We start from the raw sequence: 19,160 nt of genomic DNA on the forward strand, positions 1-19,160 counted from the left end.
GAATAGCAATCATACATAATACAAATTAAAAACAATGGGCATATTCGGATTTGGTAAAAAGTCAACTATACCTACACCAGAGCAAGCCTTACCAGGACGGGCAGAAGTAATGCGAGTACCCGCACAACATTACGTTAATAAAAATCCTCTAAAAGCGCCTTTTCCCCCAGGGTTAGAAACCGCCATATTTGGTTTAGGCTGTTTTTGGGGAGCAGAACGCAAATTTTGGCAACAACCAGGAGTTTATACCACTGCGGTAGGTTATGCGGCTGGTTACACACCCAACCCCACCTATCAAGAAGTATGTAGTGGCATGACGGGTCACAATGAAGTAGTATTAGTTGTATTCGACCCCAAAATTATTACTTATTCCCAACTATTGAAAGTGTTCTGGGAAAGCCACAACCCCACCCAAGGGATGCGTCAAGGTAATGATGCCGGTACTCAATACCGCTCAGGAATTTACGTTTATTCACAAAAGCAAAAACAACTAGCGGAAGCATCAAAGAACGCTTATCAATCAGCCCTCAACGGTGCTGGGTATGATAAAATTACCACAGAGATCTTAGATGCACCTGAATTTTATTATGCTGAAGAATACCATCAGCAGTATTTAGCCAAAAACCCCGGTGGTTATTGTGGTTTAGGTGGTACTAACGTAGCTTGTCCCGTAGGTGTTGCTGAAGCACAAGTTAGTTAGAAGTATAGAAATAAACATCATATCGTAAGTTGGGTTGACGCAAGGAAACCCAACAAAATCCTCGATCATCTTGGGTTTTGCTATCTCCCAACCCAAACTTGTTATGTTGTAAACATTGGAATTCACTTTTTGATTAATTTAAATACTATGTCCTTACTCAAAACCTCACTCACAGGCTTAAAAGCAGACTCATTCCGTCATCCTCTGGACTTGGAAGCCACCAAAACCCTCAAACAAATTCCCGGTTTAGATATGATGGTGCGGAATTTGCTAGGTCCAATGGCTGAACAGGTTTTTTATGTGGAAAATATCGCTTCTAGTATTTTGGTAGGAGAAAAACAACTTCCTGATTTACACAAGTTACTATTGGAAGCTTGTCAAATTCTGGATATTGATCCACCTCAGTTATATGTGCGCCAACACCCAGCCCCCAACGCTTATACCTTTGCCATGCGAGGTAATCAGCCTTTTGTGGTGATTCATACATCCTTGATTGAGATTCTTACACCTGAAGAAATACAGGCTGTAATTGCCCATGAATTAGGTCATCTCAAGTGTGATCATAGTGTGTATTTAACACCCGTGAATTTATTGATTTTAGCCGCTGCCATTGTCCCAAATGTCGGCGCTGTCTTGGCTCAAGCTATCCAGTCACAATTATTAGAATGGGTCCGCTGTGCTGAGTTTACCTGCGATCGCGCCGCTTTGTTAGCTACCCAAAACCCAAAAGTTGTCATGTCAGTATTAATGAAGTTAGCAGGTGGTTCTCCCAGTTTAGCGCCTCAACTCAATTTAGATGCCTTTGTAGACCAAGCTCGCGCCTATGATGACATTAGCAAAACTGAATTGGGGGAAATGGTCAAATCCGCCCGCACAGCCCAATTAAGCCATCCTGTCCCCGTACTACGAGCCAGGGAAATTGACCGTTGGGCAAGTAGTCAAGAGTACCAAAAGTTAGTGCAAAATCAGGGGATTAATTACAAAGGTGAATCTCCATCCCCAGGCGGATGGCGGAATTGGTAAGTAGGTGAACACAATAAAACCAAACTGTGCAAAGAAATGTAAAATCGCCCAAACCCTCTTCACTCTTGCCTTGCCATAACGACAATTTTCAACGCCAACCTACTTAGATTTTACAGGAATCCGTTTCTGGAAATTTCCCAAAAAGTTTCTAAATTAAATCTAATTACCTATTGCCAAACTAAAAAAATAGGCTATAATAGTAAAGTGAAACCCAAGGGCGGGTGGCGGAATTGGTAGACGCACCGCACTCAAAATGCGGCGGCCGTGAGGTCATAGGAGTTCGATTCTCCTCCTGCCCATATTTGTCAAGGCTTTATTTAGTTCCCATACTCTGTATGGGAACGAGAAAAATGAAGCAATTCCAAGGGTCGTGATTGCTTCCCTTCGCTCGCAATGACTGTAAATATTTTTGTCCAATTACTTATCTCGTTCCCAGTCTCTGACTGGGAATGCTATTACAGAGGCTCTGCCTCTAATATCATAGAAGGCAGAGCCTTCTAGAATTCATTCCCATACAGAGTATGGGAACGAGAAAAATGAAGCAATTCCAAGGGTCGTGATTGCTTCCCTTCGCTCGCAATGACTGTAAATATTTTTGTCCAATTACTTATCTCGTTCCCAGTCTCTGACTGGGAATGCTATTACAGAGGCTCTGCCTCTAATATCATAGAAGGCAGAGCCTTCTAGAATTCATTCCCGTACAGAGTATGGGAACGAGAAAAATGAAGCAATTCCAAGGGTTGTGATTGCTTCCCTTCGCTCGCAATGACTGTAAATATTTTTGTCCAATTACTTATCTCGTTCCCAGTCTCTGACTGGGAATGCTATTACAGAGGCTCTGCCTCTAATATCATAGAAGGCAGAGCCTTCTAGAATTCATTCCCATACAGAGTATGGGAACGAGAAAAATGAAGCAATTCCAAGGGTCGTGATTGCTTCCCTTCGCTCGCAATGACTGTAAATATTTTTGTCCAATTACTTATCTCGTTCCCAGTCTCTGACTGGGAATGCTATTACAGAGGCTCTGCCTCTAATATCATAGAAGGCAGAGCCTTCTAGAATTCATTCCCGTACAGAGTATGGGAACGAGAAAAACGAAGCAATTCCAAGGGTCGTGATTGCTTCCCTTCGCTCGCAATGACTGTAAATATTTTTGTCCAATTACTTATCTCGTTCCCAGTCTCTGACTGGGAATGTTATTACAGAGGCTCTGCCTCTAATATCATAGAAGGCAGAGCCTTCTAGAATTCATTCCCATACAGAGTATGGGAACGAGAAAAATGAAGCAATTCCAAGGGTCGTGATTGCTTCCCTTCGCTCGCAATGACTGTAAATATTTTTGTCCAATTACTTATCTCGTTCCCAGTCTCTGACTGGGAATGTTATTACAGAGGCTCTGCCTCTAATATCATAGAAGGCAGAGCCTTCTAGAATTCATTCCCATACAGAGTATGGGAACGAGAAAAACGAGAAAAATGAAGCAATTCCAAGGGTCGTGATTGCTTCCCTTCGCTCGCAATGACTGTAAATATTTTTGTCCAATTACTTATCTCGTTCCCAGTCTCTGACTGGGAATGCTATTACAGAGGCTCTGCCTCTAATATCATAGAAGGCAGAGCCTTCTAGAATCCATTCCCATACAGAGTATGGGAACGAGAAAAACGAGAAAAATTTCTAGTTCTTTTAGTCATCTTCAGATGACTTTTGCTATGAGACTGGGAATGAATTCCCAGTTGGGTTGTGGGTTTTTGGCAAAAGTTTAAATCTCACCCGTGTTTAACTATTACTCTTAGTATAGTAATATGAACTATATCTGTAATTATAGTTATATCCCAGTCCTCGGAATTTCTCGCCGTTGACTACCGTTCCTAGTAAATTGATGGGAGATGCTTTTAGCGTATCAACAAGTTGCTTGACGACTGATTTATCTGTTTTATCAATTCTGATAACTAACATGACACCATCAGTATTAACTGCTACTAGCCTAGCATCTACTAATCCTGACAAAGGAGGAGTATCATAAATCACTAAATCAAAATTCTCAGAGAAATAGTCCATCAGTTGAATCATTTTATCTGATGAGAGTAACCGCGCCGGATCAGGTGGTACAGGACCTGCCGTAATCACAGATAAACCCTTAAGTTCGGGCATTTCTTGAATTACTTGCTTGACATCTATATCTGAAGAAATTAAACTACTTAGTCCCCAGAGATTATTTAATTTTGATAGTTTGTGAATCTTGGGTTTGCGGAGGTCACAATCTACAAGTAATACTTTTTTCCCCATAATCGCGGCTGTTTTTGCCAGACTAAATCCCACCGTACTTTTACCATCTCCAGGGACAGCAGAAGAAACAACTAAAGACCTAATTGGTTTATCAGAATTAAGCAGTTGAATATTACTATATAAAACTTGTAAAGATTCCCAAAATGATCCCTGTCCATAATAATAGCTTGATCGGGAAGGTCTACGAGCAGAAGTTTTAGCTGGTTCATCATTTACGAGAAGAGGGTCTAAAACTACTTCTGGTTGTTGATTTTTGTTTATCAAGTTTAAAGATGGATTCTGAACTAGGTTTTTATTAAAGGGAAGAGATCCTAATAAAGGCAGTCCTATCTTATCCTGGACATTTTCAACGCTGTGATAGGTATTATCAGTCTGTTCTCTCAGAGAAGCAGCACCTAGTCCTAATAAGGAACTAGCCACAAATCCCAATATTAAGTTGGCGGGAATATTTGGAGAAACTGGATATAGAGCCTGATTAGCTGCTTGGATTAATTCCCAAGGTAGTTCTGTTTGGGCTACTTGTATTTGCAATTGCTCACGAGCAGCTAATAAGCGATTTAAACTTTCATTGGCTATTTCTAAATTCCGTAGGATTTCAGCATATTGCCGAGACAAAACTGGCAACTGGTCTAATTTCAATTGCAGTTGTTTTTCTGCTTGTACTATATATTGATTGTCTACTTCTATTTTCTTAATTAGATCCGTAGCTTCAGATATTCTGATATTAATAGTGCGTGCTGCTTCTGCCTCAATAATAAGTAAAAGGTTGGATCTTTTTTCTTCTAAGGTGCGGATAACTGGGTTATCTGGTTGAAACCGAGTTAATTCTCCAGATAGCTGGATATCTAATTGGCGTTGTTGACCAATTAGGGTTTGATAAAGAGGGGCAGTATTGAGAATTGCTAACTGTTCTTCACGTCTCTGTAGCCTCTCATAAGTAGCTCTGGCAGCGGTTAACTGTTGATTTATAGTTAGTCTTTGTTGTGTCAAAGATTGAATTTGCGAAGAAACTACTTCAGATTGGTTTTCTGGATCAATAAAATTGTATCTTTGGCGGAACATTTGCATTTCTTTTTGCAACTGTCCTAGCCTAATTCGGATTTCAGGTAGTTTTGCATCCACAAATTGAACTCCCTGACGGAGCTTTGTTTGTCGCTTGTTGAGGCTATATTTTAAATAAAAATCAGCCAGAGGGTCTAATATGAGTTTAATTTTTTGGTTATTATCACTTCTGTAGTTAACTTCGATTATTTTGGATTGCCCCACGCGACGAATCATTAAATCTTCCGAAATGGTCTTATAATCAATATCAGGATCAGATTTTTGTATTTCTTTAATAAAATCTCTCAGCAGTTCTGGACTTCGGAGAACTTGAATTTGGCTCTCATAATCTAGTCCATCTGGACTAAGGGCATTAGCGAGTCCCACGTCGATTTTCCCTAGTTCAGAGTCACTATTAACAGGTTCAACTAAGATTTGAAAGTTGCCTTCATAAATTGGTACTTGGTTAAAAGTTGTATAAATAACACCACCCATAGCAACGGAAGCAACCCCCATGATGACAAACGCTCGGCGCTGTAAAAGACCAAGAAAGGACTTGAGGTTAAAATCACTAGCCTCTTCTGAAAATTGGGAAAATGTGGGATTGGGAAATAATGTAGAAACAGGAGTGGTATTATTCTGAGCGTTTTTATCGTTTGTAAGTTGGTCAAGCATAGGTTCTTTTGCGGTGAATAACCGAGAATGTGCAACTGTTTTTTTTACATGGATGAGTCATAGTTTAGCAATTTTAAACGCTGATAACCACTAACTACTAAAATTTATTGATTATAACGATATGCAATACCCTAATAAGTATGACTTAAGTAGTGAGACAGAATTAATTACACAATGTCATTGGCAATGGAACGAAGTGAAATGAAGCAATTCCAAGGGTTGTGATTGCTTCCCTTCGCTCGCAATGACTGTAAATATTTTTGTCCAATTACTTAAAACCCGCACTCCGCTAATTTTTGGTGGTGTCTGATGCCAAATTTTCCCATTCTGTCCTTTTTTTGATTGGTTTAGCCGGATTTCCTGAGTAGACGATATTCGCTTCTAAGGATTTTCCTGTGACACTACCCAATCCTAAAACTGCTCCCCGTCCAATAGTAACACCAGGTCCGATGACTGATTTTGCCGCTATCCAACTACCCTCTTGAATATGAATAGCTCCAGGAATTAGTTCAAAGTTGGGGTGATTCCAGTTATGATTACCAGTACAGAGATAAACTCCCTGAGACAAACACACATGATTTTCGATGGTAACATTAGCTAGATTATCAATCCAGGTATCTTCTCCAATCCAAACGTAATTACCAACGCTCAAGCGCCAGGGAAATTTAATTTTTACTCGTGTCTTAATGCGTACACTCTTACCTATAGTAGCACCAAACAGCCTCAGTATCGAAACTTTTATAGATGATATAGGCAGCCAATAACTTTCCACTAAGGGTGAGCCAATGAAGTACCATAAAATTTGTTGACTGTATGGCGCTCCGGGTGTATAGTTTCCAAGTGTGTAATTATCTAAACGCATAAATAATTGTTTCAGTATATTTTATTTGCTTCTATTATATGTATACTCAGCAATATTTCTGTTAAAACTCTCAAAAAATGTGTAATACCATCTATGCCAACCGTCAAGAATAGCGCATTTGCGGATGAGACAATAGATGAAGATTATTAAAGGGGCGAGGATTTTGCCTTTGCGAGGGCGATCGCTTAAAGTAAGTTAGAGGCTTCCAATTAAAAAAAATATGCCAAAATTTCATGCTGTTATTGATGAATCGTTTCTGGGCGCAGACCCTGCGCCCCTACTTTCTGAATTTTTTATGGTCAGAATCTACTAATAGTCTGTCAAGAATACCGCCTTTGCGGATGAGACAATAGGAGACTTCCAAGAAATAAATTATCCTAAGAAACGAACCACAGAGGCACAGAGTACACAGAGAGAGAATTTCTGCATCAGTTTTGGGACATTTTTTTATTTGGAAGTCTCTAGATGAAGATTATTAAAGGTGGGAGGATTTTGCCTTTGCGAGGGCGATCGCGGGGAAAAATGTCTGAATCACGGATTAGACGGATTGCGCTGATTTCACGGATTTTAGTACCTTTTATCATAGCAAACAACCTAATCCACACGCGGGTAAAAATGTCTGAATCACGGATTAGACGGATTGCGCTGATTTCACGGATTTTAGTACCTATATACTAAACACGGGTGAGATTTAAACTTTTGCTAAATGACAAATAACCAAGATATGTAGGGGTTTAGCAGTGCTAAACCCCTACGTTTAGAATCAAACAATCAAGCCGTTTTGAGTATAAGTGTATAATTGGCAAAATTGATTCTTCAAAGTAAAAAGCTTTAACAGCTTCTCGAATATTGGCTTTGAGTTCTTCCCAAGAATCTCCTTGGGTAAAAATGTCTTCGGTGAGACATTCAGTAACAAATCCGCCGTCTTCTTCTTGGGAAACTTCAAAAACCAGTGTATTTACCATCAGATTAATTCCTAGTAATAAAGAGCAGGTTATTTGAGCCAATTAATTATCTATTTTCTCTGCTTCTATTATATGTATACTCAGCAATAGTTCTGCTAAAACTCTCAAAAAATGTATAATACCATCCATGCCAACCGTCGAGAATACTGCCTTTGAGAATGAGACAATAGATGAAGATTATTAAAGGTGGGAGGATTTTGCCTTTGCGAGGGCGATCGCGGGGAAAAATGTCTGAATCACGGATTAGACGGATTGAGCTGATTTCACGGATTTTAAATTGGACAAAAATATTTACAGTCATTGCGAGCGAAGGGAAGCAATCACAACCCTTGGAATTGCTTCGGTCTAAAATCAGGCTAGTAGTTCGTCAAATTTATTTTGACGGGTAATGATCGGAAAAAAATTTCTGTTCTTCCCTCCCCTACCCCCGGTGCCTCTCTTCTCCCCCTGCTTGCCTTCACCCGTCATTTTCGGGTTGACAGACTACTAGTGGCTCTTGTAGAAAGTTTATCTGGACAGATGCCGCACCAAATGAAAGAATGGGTATCTAGTAATAGGTTCATCCTTCACCTAGCCAAAACTCATCCGGGAGAGGATTGTTGACTCCTTCTAATTTCGTATAACTTAGCATCTACTAAAAAGCGATACCAAAAACCCTGGAGAAAATGAAAAATCAGACCTTGAGTACCATCTAAAAAGCCTAGTCCGATAATGTAGCGCATCAAAAAGTAAAGAAAGGCTCGGAAAAAAAGAGGCGAATCGCCCATAAAAATTTTTCTTTACCCACCTACGTTGACTAGCTTGGGACAATTGATTTGTATTTAATACATTATCCTGTTCATCTACCATCATCCCTAGTAAGTCTTTAACTTCTCGATCTGCATAACGGTTATGCTTGTCTGTCCAGAAGGTTAAGCCTTTTTGATTTTCGTCAATGATATCGTATTTTAGATCAGCGGTTTCTCCTTGGGAGAGAATAATATGCTCATCCATCCAACGCTGTTCGCAAGTACCCAAACCTGTACGCCAAACCCTCAATAACCAAGTGGGATAATAACCACCATGACGAATCCATCGTCCCATGAAAAATACGCGCCGTTTAACTTGGTAGCCAGTTATTTGCTCTGGCGTTTGGGGTAAAATCTTTTTTAATTCTTTAACGAGTTCAGGGGTAAGACGTTCATCAGCATCAAGACGCATGATCCAAGGTGTGGAAATTGGCAGATTTTCTAAACCCCAATTTAGTTGCTTGGCATAATTTTCAAAAGGATGACTGAAAACTTGACAACCAGCTTGCTTGGCAATTTCAATGGTATTATCTGAGCTACCAGAATCAATAATCAATATTTCTGCATTGAGGGATTGCAAACTGGCTAAACAAGTGGGTAAGTTCGCTGCTTCGTTGTAAGTTAAGATAATTACAGATAACATTATTTTTTAGGTTATTTTGGACTACAAGAACACAACATACTTTTCCAAAGATAGGGAAATCTACCAGCAAAGTTATTTTCTAATGGCTTCAATATGTGAAAAATCTGTCCAGTTAATATTAAAACCATTATTATTTAAAATTTGAGTTATTATCTTAATTGCATCATGATATCCATTCTGTTCAAGTATTTGAGAATGTACTTCAATAAAAATTGCCCTCAAATCTGAAGAATTTAAAACTTTCTGCATACCTCTAAGGACCTCAATTTCTGCTCCTTCTACGTCTATTTTGATCACATTAGGAGTATAACCTAATTCTTGAGAAATATTATCACCAGTAGTAATTTCTACTTCTATACTATTACTTGTCTTACCAGAATTTGATAATTTATTTGTTGGGGAAGTTGGATCATCATTAACAGAAAAATATGTAGTTCCAGTTTTACTCCCTAATGCTGATTCGATCACAATTAAGTTTCCCTTATTAGGAATTTTTCTGCACAACTGTGCGCTTAAAGGTGAGGGTTCACAAGCTATAACTTTACCTTCGTTTCCAACTTGACTCAATATTTGTTCTGTATAATATCCAATATTTGCTCCTATATCCCATACGATATCACCAGCTTTAATATATCTCAATAAAGCAGATTCAAAATTACTCTCATATCCTTTACTAATTTTAGTAGATAGGTATGCTAAAAACTTTCTACCAATACTATTTTTCCTTAAAAAGGATCTTGTATTTATGATGTATGGGCTTTGAACGAGTCTGGAAAATATAGATTTCATAGTATTCTTAGAGAAAATGGAAAATATTTAGGTTTTAACAAAGCATTTATATCAACTAATTTTTGATGGGTTATTTATACATCAAAATCTATTATTCAAATGATCTTATGAAGAATAAGCAATCTTTCAAAAGACTCAAATTGTTCCTTACTGATTTTTTCTTGTTGAACTGCTTGCTGGTTGATTTTAATATGCTGAGGATTAAACATACTGATTACAATTGCGTAAGGTGAATAAATTCTTTGAAAATATGATAATATAATTTGGTGCATATTTTCTTGTGGAATAAATTTTCTTCCAAATATAGACTCAATTTCAGAATAGAGGTCTTTATCCTTAAGTTGTTCAAATATCAATGCTATACTCGGTTCAATTCTAAAGGGAGAATACATCACAATTTTTATATCTTTATCAGCAAGATTTTTCAATGTCATTGAATCATGCTTACCAATTCCTCCACAGGCTATTTGAAGTATATCAGGCTTAATATTTTTAGATGTGAAGAAGTTATTTACTAATTCTATTGATTGATATGTAGCAAATCCATAACTTCTAATCTTACCACATTTTTTTTGTGCTTCTAAAAATTCAATCACTTCAAAGATGTCATCTGATTTGTTTTCAAAGTCATAACCGTGAAATAATATATTATCAATATAATCAGTACGCAAAGATTTTAAACTGGTATTTAAGCTAATAGTTGCATTTTTGACTGTAAAGTCTATCTTAGGTGAAACCTGACCAGCCGCAGACTTGACTATTGTTTGAGATTGGGGAATATAATTGACAATATTTCTTGCTAATGTCTTAGCTATTCTGATAAATTTATTGTTACGTGGACTCAAACCAAATTTAGTTGTAATTTCTACATTTTCTCTAGAAATTTTCTCTTGTATTAAGAAATTTCCCAATAGGGATTCTGCTTCACCCCAACCATAAGAACGGGCTATATCAAAATAGTTAATACCTGCTTCGTGTGCTAATTTAAGAGCATAAAGGCTATTCTTTTTGTCAATTTTACCTAAAATTGAAGCACAGCCAAAACCCAGTTTAGTTACTAACATATTAAAAATACCTCAGTTGTAGAAATAAACGATCATGTTCAATGGGTGCTAAAGCTTTATGGTAACAGGAAGCATCCTCAAGAAAACATTTTCCTGCTTTACCTTGAATTGTAATAATGTCTGTTGGAGAATAGTTTTGATGAATTACCTCTTCAGGAAGACGCGCACTACGTAAAAGCATAAACATCTTTTTACTTACATGACTCCCTTTAACAAGAATATGTGCGCCACTTTTAATATCTACATCGGTGAGATAAAAAGAAACATAGAAAAAGTTAAATCCATGTATGTCATAATGATAGTCAATGGTTTGATGCTGGCTACGTCTTGCTTCTGGGGATAATGTATTTGCAAAACTCCACCACAATCTGACATCACAGTTAGTGGGAAAGTAACCAAGGTATTGCGATGAAATATCTAATAATTGACTATCATACCTAAGTTTGTGTATTTCTTTTATTTTTAGAGGTTGATCTAAATTAGCCATTGCAATTTTATGATCTTGTTTGATCTGATACTGATATTCATCATAAGTAAAAGATAAACCATTTCCAGTCGCAATCAGGTTTTCTGTCTTGGCGGCTGCTACTATAGATGCAACTGATTGTTGATTTAGCTCAAGTTGGTCGTAATATGAGTTATTTTTAATGTAACTAGCTATTCCTTGTGGATCAAGATTAGAGCAATTTAATATTTGAGTTTCAAACTTCAAACTATTCTCAATCTTATTTTTTTGAAAAAGTTGCTTTATTCTTTTGAATTGAGAATAATATTTTCTGACTATATAAAATCTGCCAAAAATATACCCAAAATTACCGTTTAATATTTTTTTGATGATCACGCGATAATCTAATTTAGGATTATCAGATGTATAAGCTAAGTTATGCTGATTCATAAATTTTAAGTCTTTTTTAGGTTTCTCAACAACAGTTTATCGTAGATACTCAGTATCCAAGGTTTCTTCTTTACTAAAAGGTTCGTTTCTTAAATATCTTCTAAATTAATCCCCATTGCTTGCAGTCTTTCAGCTAGTTTAGCAGCTTTTTGTTCTGCCTGTTTTGCTCTTTGACGTTCTTGTTCTGTTCTTTGACGTTCTTGATTAACTAATTCACTTCCCCAGAGTAATAAATTTCCAGATTTATCCCACCATCGTAACCAATAACCCTGAAATTCGGCTTTTTTCCCTATCCATACACCCAAGAATAGGTCTAAAGCTTCTATCCAAAAGCGCTGATTTTCATCTGGAGATTCTTGCTGGTATTTACCATTAACCAAATTATGAACTTCTAAAATTCCAATTTGGGGATGGAAAATCACATAAGTGGGAACTTTTAAAATTTGTTCATAAAAGTGCCACTTTCCATAGGGAAAATGGGGATTAATGGAATATTCTGTTCCTTCTGTTGCAGATATAAATTCCATGACAATGGCTGGTTTTTCTCCTTCGCTATGAGGAGTGTAACTACGACGGATTTCTCCTGGAGGTAGAGGATGGACAGAAGGCACGTAAACCCAATCAGGTGCTTTGACGATGCTTTTGTCATTCACTGTGGCACATAGACCAAAATTGGAGGCAATCAGCATTGATTCTAGAATTAAACCCGCTAATTCTAGGGACTCTCTTAAAGCAGCAGCGAGAAGGGGTTGGAGGTTATTTTCCACGGGTTCATCTGGTAGGGGAAAATCTGCTGGTAGTTTTTCCCAGGTGATTCGAGGTAGAGTATTGGGGGGACAAAGTTGTAGAACTGTCATAGTCAAGAGCGATCGCTAACAGTGTTAATTTATTATATTGTTTATTGGTTGCATTTAGTTGAGATTCTAGCCATTGATTAAAAAGAGCGATCGCTTCTTGAATTTTTGCTACAATGGTCTATGTTTGTCTTTTCTTCACATCTTTCTGATTATCCCATAATCCGCCAGCCAGGGAATTAATTCCCTGTCTAATAGCTCAAGTCTACTGAAGTAGACTAAATTCTTGTTTCCCCCAAAGCATCGGGGACTAAGTGGAGTAATTTACAAGTCTCTTACTTGAGATTCTAGCCATTAGACTTCTCCGGTAAAGATTGTAGAGATGTTCCATGGAACGTCTCTACAAGGGGTTCAAACGACGCACATTTAATTTTCAGAGATGTCTATTGATTAAAAAGAGCGATCGCTTCTTGAATTTTTGCTACAATGGTCTATGTTTGTCTTTTCTTCACATCTTTCTGATTATCCCATAATCCGCCAGCCAGGGAATTAATTCCCTGTCTAATAGCTCAAGTCTACTGAAGTAGACTAAATTCTTGTTTCCCCCAAAGCATCGGGGACTAAGTGGAGTAATTTACAAGTCTCTTACTTGAGATTCTAGCCATTAGACTTCTCCGGTAAAGATTGTAGAGATGTTCCATGGAACGTCTCTACAAGGGGTTCAAACGACGCACATTTAATTTTCAGAGATGTCTATTGATTAAAAAGAGCGATCGCTTCTTGAATTTTTGCTACAATGGTCTATGTTTGTCTTTTCTTCACATCTTTCTGATTATCCCATAATCCGCCAGCCAGGGAATTAATTCCCTGTCTAATAGCTCAAGTCTACTGAAGTAGACTAAATTCTTGTTTCCCCCAAAGCATCGGGGACTAAGTGGAGTAATTTACAAGTCTCTTACTTGAGATTCTAGCCATTAGACTTCTCCGGTAAAGATATTGTAGAGACGTTCCATGGAACGTCTCTACAAGGGGTTCAAACGACGCACATTTAATTTTCGGAGATGTCTATTGATTAAAAAGAGCGATCGCCTGTTGGATTTTTGTTATAATTACTTCTGTTTGTTGGGCTAATTCTAATACTCTTTCTTTTCGCAGTTGCAGATTATAATTATGCCGTGCTAAATGTCTAAACTTGCGATAATCATTTAATTGTAATAATAGTGAACCTTGCCATAAGGGAGGACGATTTTCTCCACCAATTTCTGCCATTTGTAACAATAGTTGTTCATGCCAATTTTCCGCTTTTGGCATTCCCCCATCTAAAGTCACAGCCACTCTTTCGCTAATTCGCTCACAAGCTGTGTAAAAATCACAAATATAGCTGGATAATGTGGGAGTGATAAAGATTTCTGGGACATTATCACTTTGTTCTAAAGGAGTTTTCATAGCTTGACAATTCTGCTCTAAAGCTATCATCTCATCTTCAATACGGGTTTTTAGGGCTAAATATTTATTAGTAGGCATGGGTTTTTCTTTGAGAATGCGAGAACGGACAAAATCTGGGATTTCTTCTAATGCTACTAAATCTATTTTCAACCAATTAGGTGTGATTTTTTCTAGAAGAGAATAGGCTTCCCACTGTTGTTTTTCTGACATTCCTCTCACAGCCAAATCTAAATCAGATTGCCAATGCCAAGGACTTTCTCCTGATAAAGAACCAAATAATATTACCTCTTCTGCTCCATTTTCTAGGAGAATTTGCCGACATTTTGCGGCAGTTTGTAATGCCTCTTGTTTTCTTTGTTCTAGAGTTTGATTGCTGTTTTCCGTGGTGATGTTTTCTGTCATTATTGTTTAGCCACAACTCTATATCCCACATTCCGCACCCTGAACTGTCACATATCAAAAAAGCCTAGCGAGTAGTACATAATAACTAAAAATCATTCGAAGGGTAAGAGGCTTAATGATAGTAAGTAGCATTAAGCTGGGCATGGAGTGAGAAAGTGGAACTTCGTAACGGGACTGAAAGAAAGAGAAAATTCGATATGATTAAAAAATTAATTGTTCACAAAAGCAAGAAATGAGAGAATCACAATAGAACAAGTAGAGGAATCTGTTGTGAAATTAAAACCCCAAGAAATAGAAATTCAAAACATAGATCATCTAGGGATAGTAGCAGGGATGATAGATTCAATCGGAATAGTAGAAATAATAAATGAATTAATAGGAGTTGAAAAAGACGAGAAAGTAAGTGCAGGTCAAGTAGTAAAAGCCATGATAATAAACGGGTTAGGATTTGTATCGAAACCCTTATATATGTTTCCCCAATATTTTGAAACAATCGCCTGTGAACATCTAATAGGAGCAGGAGTAAAACCAGAATATCTCAACGACGATAAACTGGGGAGAGTTATGGATAAACTATTTATCAAAGGATTGGATACACTATTTTTTATCATAGCCTTAAAAGCAGCACAAAAATTTGGAGTATCACTGTCAACCTCGCATTTAGACTCATCATCAATACACGTGCATGGGCAATATAATACAAGTTTACCAGAAGTAATATTTGAGAATCAAAAAGTAGGAAATAACCAAGAATTAGAAGAATTAGCAGTAAAATCACCAAAAGAGATAACCATCACCTACGGTTATTCCCGTGACCATAGACCAGATTTAAAACAATTCATCATAGAAATGATATGTTCAGGAGATGGAGACATACCAATATTTTTAAAACTAGCATCAGGAAACCAAACAGATTCATCATGCTTTGGTCAAATAGCAGTAGAATATCAAAAACAATTAGAAGTTAATAGTCTCATCGTTGCTGACGCTGCTTTATATACAGAATCAAACCTGAAAATGATGTCAGAATTACGTTGGTTATGTCGAGTACCATTAAGCATAAAAGCAGCAAAATCATTAATATCAACATTACCAGAATCAGAATTTATTGATAGTACAATACCAGGATATAAATTAGCATCAAAAACCGAAAATTATGCAGGGATAGAACAAAGATGGTTAGTAGTGCAAAGTCAAGAAAGAAGAGAATCAGACCTGCGTAAGCTCAGACAAAAAATTACCAAAGCAGAATCAAAAGCTGTGAAAGATTTGAAAAAGTTATCACAAGAGAGATTTGCTTGTGAGGCTGATGCTATCAAGGCATTATCAAAATTATCAAAACAATTCAAATATCATCAAATTAACGAAATTTTGGTTACTCAAATCAAATTTAAGACAAAAGATTCTTCAGAAGAAATATCTTACCAAATATCAGCTACAGTTTCCGAAAATGAAAGTAAAATTAATACAGAATTGCTGAGTGCAGGACGTTTTATTATTGCTACGAATGTTTTAGATTCAAATGAACTTAGCAATGATTCCATGCTGAGTGAATATAAAGCTCAACAGTCTTGTGAGCGGGGGTTCGGTTTTCTTAAAGACCCATTATTTTTTGCAGACAGTATTTTTCTCAAAAGTCCTGAGAGAATAGAGTCTCTGGGAATGATTATGGGTTTATGTCTACTGGTTTATACTTTGGCTCAACGTCAAATTAGAAATGCTCTGAAAGATTCTAAATCAACAATTAAAAATCAATTAGGTAAAGCAACTGACCGTCCTACTTTACGCTGGATTTTTCAATGCTTTCAGTGTATTCATTTAGTTGAATATAACAACGAACAACACGTCTCTAATTGGACTCAAGATAGGGATTTTATTCTGAATCTTTTACCAGATGATTGTTTTCATTACTATCAATTAGCCACTTAATTCTTCTCTCCATTAATTTAATTAATATCAGATTTAGGAGCTAATCTGTTTGATTTATTGCTCTATTTTACTATGTCTATAATTTCGTTTTTTACTTCAATTTATTAGTCTAACTTATAATCTGTATCTTGAATATCTTCATTTATTTATCTTTTTCTCCCTCTGGGTGGTGTTCATTCTTGTTGCTCCTTATTGACAATGGGTTTTGATGCCATTTTTGGTGTTTTTCTTTTTTGCCAATGTATTTTCTCGATAATATGTTATTTTTTATTCTCAATTTTATTTCTTGCCTATGTAATTCCACTCCTGTGACAGTTGGGGTGCGGAATGTGGGCTATATAGGATAGGGTTTTCTGAAAAAGTTGTCTGTGAGAGCTAGAAATATGGCTAACGCCACGCTGCGCTATCAGGAGGTAGGGGCGCAGGACTGCGCCCCTACCTCCTGAAATATGGCTAACACTACGCTATCAGCAAGCCCTAATTATTTGTAAAGTTCCATATTTAACCTCACCGTTCTATAACCCACATTCCGCAGATACTAAAGCAAATTTAGGAATTAAAAATTTAGAGAAAGTAAAGCCTGAAAAGATTGCCGAGCAAAGATTTCAGGCTTTTATTTGTTAAAATAGTGTAATCAAATAGAGAGGGGGGAAACCATGAAAGAGTCAAAAAAAGCCATGGAAATCCTAAATATAGACCATTTAGGAATAGTAGCGGGAATAATAGACGAGATGGAATTAGTAGAAGAAGTGAATAAAATAGTTGGAATAAAAACAAAAGAAACCCTCAACCCAGGACAAGTAATAAAAGCAATGATCTTAAATGGATTGGGCTTTTTAAGCGCCCCATTATATCTATTTGAGGAATTTTTTGTAGGAAAACCAACAGAACATTTAATAGGAGAAGGAGTATTACCATCACATTTAAACGATGACAAACTAGGAAGAGAACTAGACAAATATCATCAAATAGGAACAACAAAAATATTTACAGCAGTAGCCATAAAAGCAGCCCATAAATTCAAAGTAGAAATGGATAGTATTCATTTAGATGGGACTTCAATGAGTGTAGAAGGAGAGTACAAAAAAGAAAGCGAAGAAAGAGATGAAACAAAGCAAGAAACAGGAGAGAATAAAATAGAAAGAGAACCAGAGATGAAAGGAATAGAAATAGTTCATGGATACTCAAGAGATAAAAGACCAGACCTCAAACAATTTATCATAGACATGATAGTAACAGGAGATGGAGATATCCCATTATATTTAAAAGTAGACTCAGGAAACGTAGATGATAAAAGTGTATTCGTAGAAAGATTAAAAGAATTTAAAAAACAATGGACATTTGAGGGCATAAGTGTAGCAGATAGTGCCTTATATACAGCAGAAAACTTAGCAGCAATGAGAGAATTGAAATGGATAACAAGAGTACCACTAAGTATCAAGGAAGCAAAAAATAAAATCGTAGATATAAAAGAATCAGAATGGAAAGATAGTCAAATATCAGGCTATAAAATAGCAGCCAAAGAATCAGAATATGCAGACATAAAACAAAGATGGATAATCGTCGAAAGTGAATTAAGAAAAAAATCAAGTATCCAACAGGTAGAAAAACAAGTCAAAAAACAAGAATCAAAAGCAAAAGCCGCACTCAGTCAACTATCCAGGCAAGAATTTGCTTGTCAAGCAGACGCAAAAGTAGCAATAGAAAAGCTATCAAAATCCTGGAAATATCACCAAATAAAAGAAATTGAGTATTTAAAAAAATCTGAATATAAAACAGCAGGTAGACCAAGTAAATTGACCGAACCAAGTCAAATAAAATATCAAGTTAAAAGTCAAATAGAAACGAGAGAAGAAGTAATAGAAACTGAAAAAATTAAAGCAGGGAGATTTATATTAGCAACAAATATCTTAGATAAAAATGAATTGAGTGATGAGCAAGTATTAGAAGAATATAAATCCCAACAATCTAACGAAAGAGGATTTAGATTTTTGAAAGACCCCTTGTTTTTTACATCCAGCGTATTTGTCAAAACTCCTGAAAGAGTAGAAGCAATAGCAATGATTATGGGATTGTGTTTGTTAGTCTATAATCTTGCACAAAGAAAGTTAAGGCAAGAATTAGCTAAATTCGATGACGGGATTAGAAATCAAGTCAATAAAATCACAAATAAACCGACAATGAGGTGGGTATTTCAGATGTTTCAAGCTGTACATTTGGTAGTCATAAATGGACAAAAACAAATGAGCAATTTTACAGAGGAACGTGAAAAGATTGTCAGGTATTTAGGAAAGAGTTGTAGTAAATATTATCTAATTATTTGATGTGGTTTATTTGAACAAAAAGATGTAGATAGTTCAAGGGTAAAATTAGTAAATAGAAATTTTTAGCGAGGATGTAAATATTCTTAGCTGTAATTGTCATGTTTATTTTACCCGAAATTACTAATTCAATATAGAGAGAGAATATATTTTAAAACCTCGTAAAATGAAGTTACTTAATATGTTCTATTTTTTGGCAAATAAAGTTAAACTCAACCAGAAAATTAGGTAGATAAAATTTTCCTGGCTGAAATTTTTCAAAAATCCCAATAATCTAGGTCACATCTGCGGAATGTGGGCTATAAAACTTACCCAAAATTACCAAAGTCTAGACACACCTGGACAGCGATAATCTTAGTGTTTATTTCCTGCTTCATCGCGGTCTTAGAATGACTTCCAATCTTGTTTGCCCGCTCCACAGACAATCTCGGTAGAACTTACCGTTTCTGACCGACCGTAGTTCCTAAAAAGAACCTTCGATTCTTGAGGATGATCTAAGAAGTTTTCAATTGTAGCGGCGATCGCCCCTAATTGATA

At 36.6% G+C, this 19,160-nt stretch carries 14 protein-coding genes, 1 tRNA gene and 1 pseudogene; 6 read left to right on the top strand and 10 right to left on the bottom strand.

The features are described from left to right. Nucleotides 1-34 precede the first annotated feature (34 nt). From msrA to NG743_RS16950, 3 genes are all read left to right on the top strand, one after another. Nucleotides 35-700, top strand: a complete 666-nt coding sequence (msrA, locus tag NG743_RS16940) for a peptide-methionine (S)-S-oxide reductase MsrA (protein ID WP_027402586.1) — start codon at nucleotides 35-37, stop codon at nucleotides 698-700. A 147-nt stretch (nucleotides 701-847) separates the two neighbouring features. Then, nucleotides 848-1,723 (top strand): M48 family metallopeptidase, encoded by an 876-nt coding sequence (locus NG743_RS16945; RefSeq protein WP_027402585.1) that lies wholly within the window; start codon nucleotides 848-850, stop codon nucleotides 1,721-1,723. 215 nt (nucleotides 1,724-1,938) lie between these two features. After that, nucleotides 1,939-2,022 (top strand) — tRNA-Leu (locus NG743_RS16950). A 1,477-nt stretch (nucleotides 2,023-3,499) separates the two neighbouring features. Here NG743_RS16950 and NG743_RS16955 read toward each other — a convergent pair. Further along, the gene (locus NG743_RS16955) at nucleotides 3,500-5,725 is read right to left on the bottom strand and encodes a GumC family protein (protein ID WP_257120490.1); all 2,226 of its coding nucleotides are present in this window, start codon (nucleotides 5,723-5,725) and stop codon (nucleotides 3,500-3,502) included. 289 nt (nucleotides 5,726-6,014) lie between these two features. Beyond that, complete coding sequence (locus tag NG743_RS16960) at nucleotides 6,015-6,587, bottom strand: WcaF family extracellular polysaccharide biosynthesis acetyltransferase (RefSeq protein WP_257120491.1); 573 nt, start codon at nucleotides 6,585-6,587, stop codon at nucleotides 6,015-6,017. Between the two features lie 465 nt (nucleotides 6,588-7,052). On the opposite strand from NG743_RS16960, the gene NG743_RS16970 reads away from it, so the two are divergent. Further along, the gene (locus NG743_RS16970) at nucleotides 7,053-7,265 is read left to right on the top strand and encodes a hypothetical protein (RefSeq protein ID WP_257120492.1); all 213 of its coding nucleotides are present in this window, start codon (nucleotides 7,053-7,055) and stop codon (nucleotides 7,263-7,265) included. Nucleotides 7,266-7,330: 65 nt separating this feature from the next. Here NG743_RS16970 and NG743_RS16975 read toward each other — a convergent pair whose 3' ends face one another. The 8 genes and pseudogenes from NG743_RS16975 to NG743_RS17010 all read right to left on the bottom strand — a co-directional run bounded on the left by NG743_RS16975 (nucleotide 7,331) and on the right by NG743_RS17010 (nucleotide 14,373). Continuing rightward, nucleotides 7,331-7,552, bottom strand: a complete 222-nt coding sequence (locus tag NG743_RS16975) for a type II toxin-antitoxin system HicB family antitoxin (protein WP_027402582.1) — start codon at nucleotides 7,550-7,552, stop codon at nucleotides 7,331-7,333. 42 nt (nucleotides 7,553-7,594) lie between these two features. Next, a pseudogene (locus NG743_RS16980) lies at nucleotides 7,595-7,769 on the bottom strand (glycosyltransferase family 2 protein); the annotation flags it as partial. Between the two features lie 407 nt (nucleotides 7,770-8,176). After that, nucleotides 8,177-8,983: a glycosyltransferase family 2 protein gene (locus tag NG743_RS16985; protein WP_257120494.1), complete on the bottom strand. Its 807-nt coding sequence runs from the start codon at nucleotides 8,981-8,983 to the stop codon at nucleotides 8,177-8,179. A gap of 72 nt (nucleotides 8,984-9,055) precedes the next feature. Further along, entirely contained in the window at nucleotides 9,056-9,772 is a 717-nt protein-coding gene (locus NG743_RS16990; RefSeq protein ID WP_257120495.1) for an FkbM family methyltransferase, read from the bottom strand. A gap of 95 nt (nucleotides 9,773-9,867) precedes the next feature. Further along, complete coding sequence (locus NG743_RS16995) at nucleotides 9,868-10,836, bottom strand: aldo/keto reductase (protein ID WP_257120496.1); 969 nt, start codon at nucleotides 10,834-10,836, stop codon at nucleotides 9,868-9,870. A gap of 1 nt (nucleotide 10,837) precedes the next feature. Next, the gene (locus NG743_RS17000) at nucleotides 10,838-11,731 is read right to left on the bottom strand and encodes a phytanoyl-CoA dioxygenase family protein (RefSeq protein ID WP_257120497.1); all 894 of its coding nucleotides are present in this window, start codon (nucleotides 11,729-11,731) and stop codon (nucleotides 10,838-10,840) included. Between the two features lie 89 nt (nucleotides 11,732-11,820). After that, a complete protein-coding gene (locus NG743_RS17005) occupies nucleotides 11,821-12,588 on the bottom strand; it encodes a Uma2 family endonuclease (RefSeq protein ID WP_257120499.1) in 768 nt (255 codons plus the stop codon). Nucleotides 12,589-13,590: 1,002 nt separating this feature from the next. Further along, nucleotides 13,591-14,373, bottom strand: coding sequence for a nucleotidyltransferase family protein (locus NG743_RS17010; RefSeq protein WP_257120500.1), 783 nt, complete (start codon nucleotides 14,371-14,373; stop codon nucleotides 13,591-13,593). Nucleotides 14,374-14,706: 333 nt separating this feature from the next. On the opposite strand from NG743_RS17010, the gene NG743_RS17015 reads away from it, so the two are divergent. Continuing rightward, nucleotides 14,707-16,302 (top strand): IS1634 family transposase, encoded by a 1,596-nt coding sequence (locus NG743_RS17015; RefSeq protein ID WP_257122116.1) that lies wholly within the window; start codon nucleotides 14,707-14,709, stop codon nucleotides 16,300-16,302. Nucleotides 16,303-16,958: 656 nt separating this feature from the next. After that, on the top strand, nucleotides 16,959-18,626 hold the full coding sequence (locus tag NG743_RS17020) for an IS1634 family transposase (protein ID WP_257120501.1): 1,668 nt from the start codon (nucleotides 16,959-16,961) through the stop codon (nucleotides 18,624-18,626). Nucleotides 18,627-19,160: the final 534 nt, after the last annotated feature.

It is taken from the genome of Dolichospermum heterosporum TAC447, from assembly GCF_024584745.1.
Taxonomy (GTDB): domain Bacteria; phylum Cyanobacteriota; class Cyanobacteriia; order Cyanobacteriales; family Nostocaceae; genus Dolichospermum; species Dolichospermum heterosporum.

Bases quoted from the DNA above. Each gene is read 5' to 3' on its own strand.
- msrA (WP_027402586.1), top strand. From the start codon at position 35: ATGGGCATATTCGGATTTGGTAAAAAGTCAACTATACCTACACCAGAG.
- NG743_RS16945 (WP_027402585.1), top strand. From the start codon at position 848: ATGTCCTTACTCAAAACCTCACTCACAGGCTTAAAAGCAGACTCATTC.
- NG743_RS16955 (WP_257120490.1), bottom strand. From the start codon at position 5,725: ATGCTTGACCAACTTACAAACGATAAAAACGCTCAGAATAATACCACT.
- NG743_RS16960 (WP_257120491.1), bottom strand. From the start codon at position 6,587: ATGCGTTTAGATAATTACACACTTGGAAACTATACACCCGGAGCGCCA.
- NG743_RS16970 (WP_257120492.1), top strand. From the start codon at position 7,053: ATGAAGATTATTAAAGGTGGGAGGATTTTGCCTTTGCGAGGGCGATCG.
- NG743_RS16975 (WP_027402582.1), bottom strand. From the start codon at position 7,552: ATGGTAAATACACTGGTTTTTGAAGTTTCCCAAGAAGAAGACGGCGGA.
- NG743_RS16985 (WP_257120494.1), bottom strand. From the start codon at position 8,983: ATGTTATCTGTAATTATCTTAACTTACAACGAAGCAGCGAACTTACCC.
- NG743_RS16990 (WP_257120495.1), bottom strand. From the start codon at position 9,772: ATGAAATCTATATTTTCCAGACTCGTTCAAAGCCCATACATCATAAAT.
- NG743_RS16995 (WP_257120496.1), bottom strand. From the start codon at position 10,836: ATGTTAGTAACTAAACTGGGTTTTGGCTGTGCTTCAATTTTAGGTAAA.
- NG743_RS17000 (WP_257120497.1), bottom strand. From the start codon at position 11,731: ATGAATCAGCATAACTTAGCTTATACATCTGATAATCCTAAATTAGAT.
- NG743_RS17005 (WP_257120499.1), bottom strand. From the start codon at position 12,588: ATGACAGTTCTACAACTTTGTCCCCCCAATACTCTACCTCGAATCACC.
- NG743_RS17010 (WP_257120500.1), bottom strand. From the start codon at position 14,373: ATGACAGAAAACATCACCACGGAAAACAGCAATCAAACTCTAGAACAA.
- NG743_RS17015 (WP_257122116.1), top strand. From the start codon at position 14,707: ATGATAGATTCAATCGGAATAGTAGAAATAATAAATGAATTAATAGGA.
- NG743_RS17020 (WP_257120501.1), top strand. From the start codon at position 16,959: ATGAAAGAGTCAAAAAAAGCCATGGAAATCCTAAATATAGACCATTTA.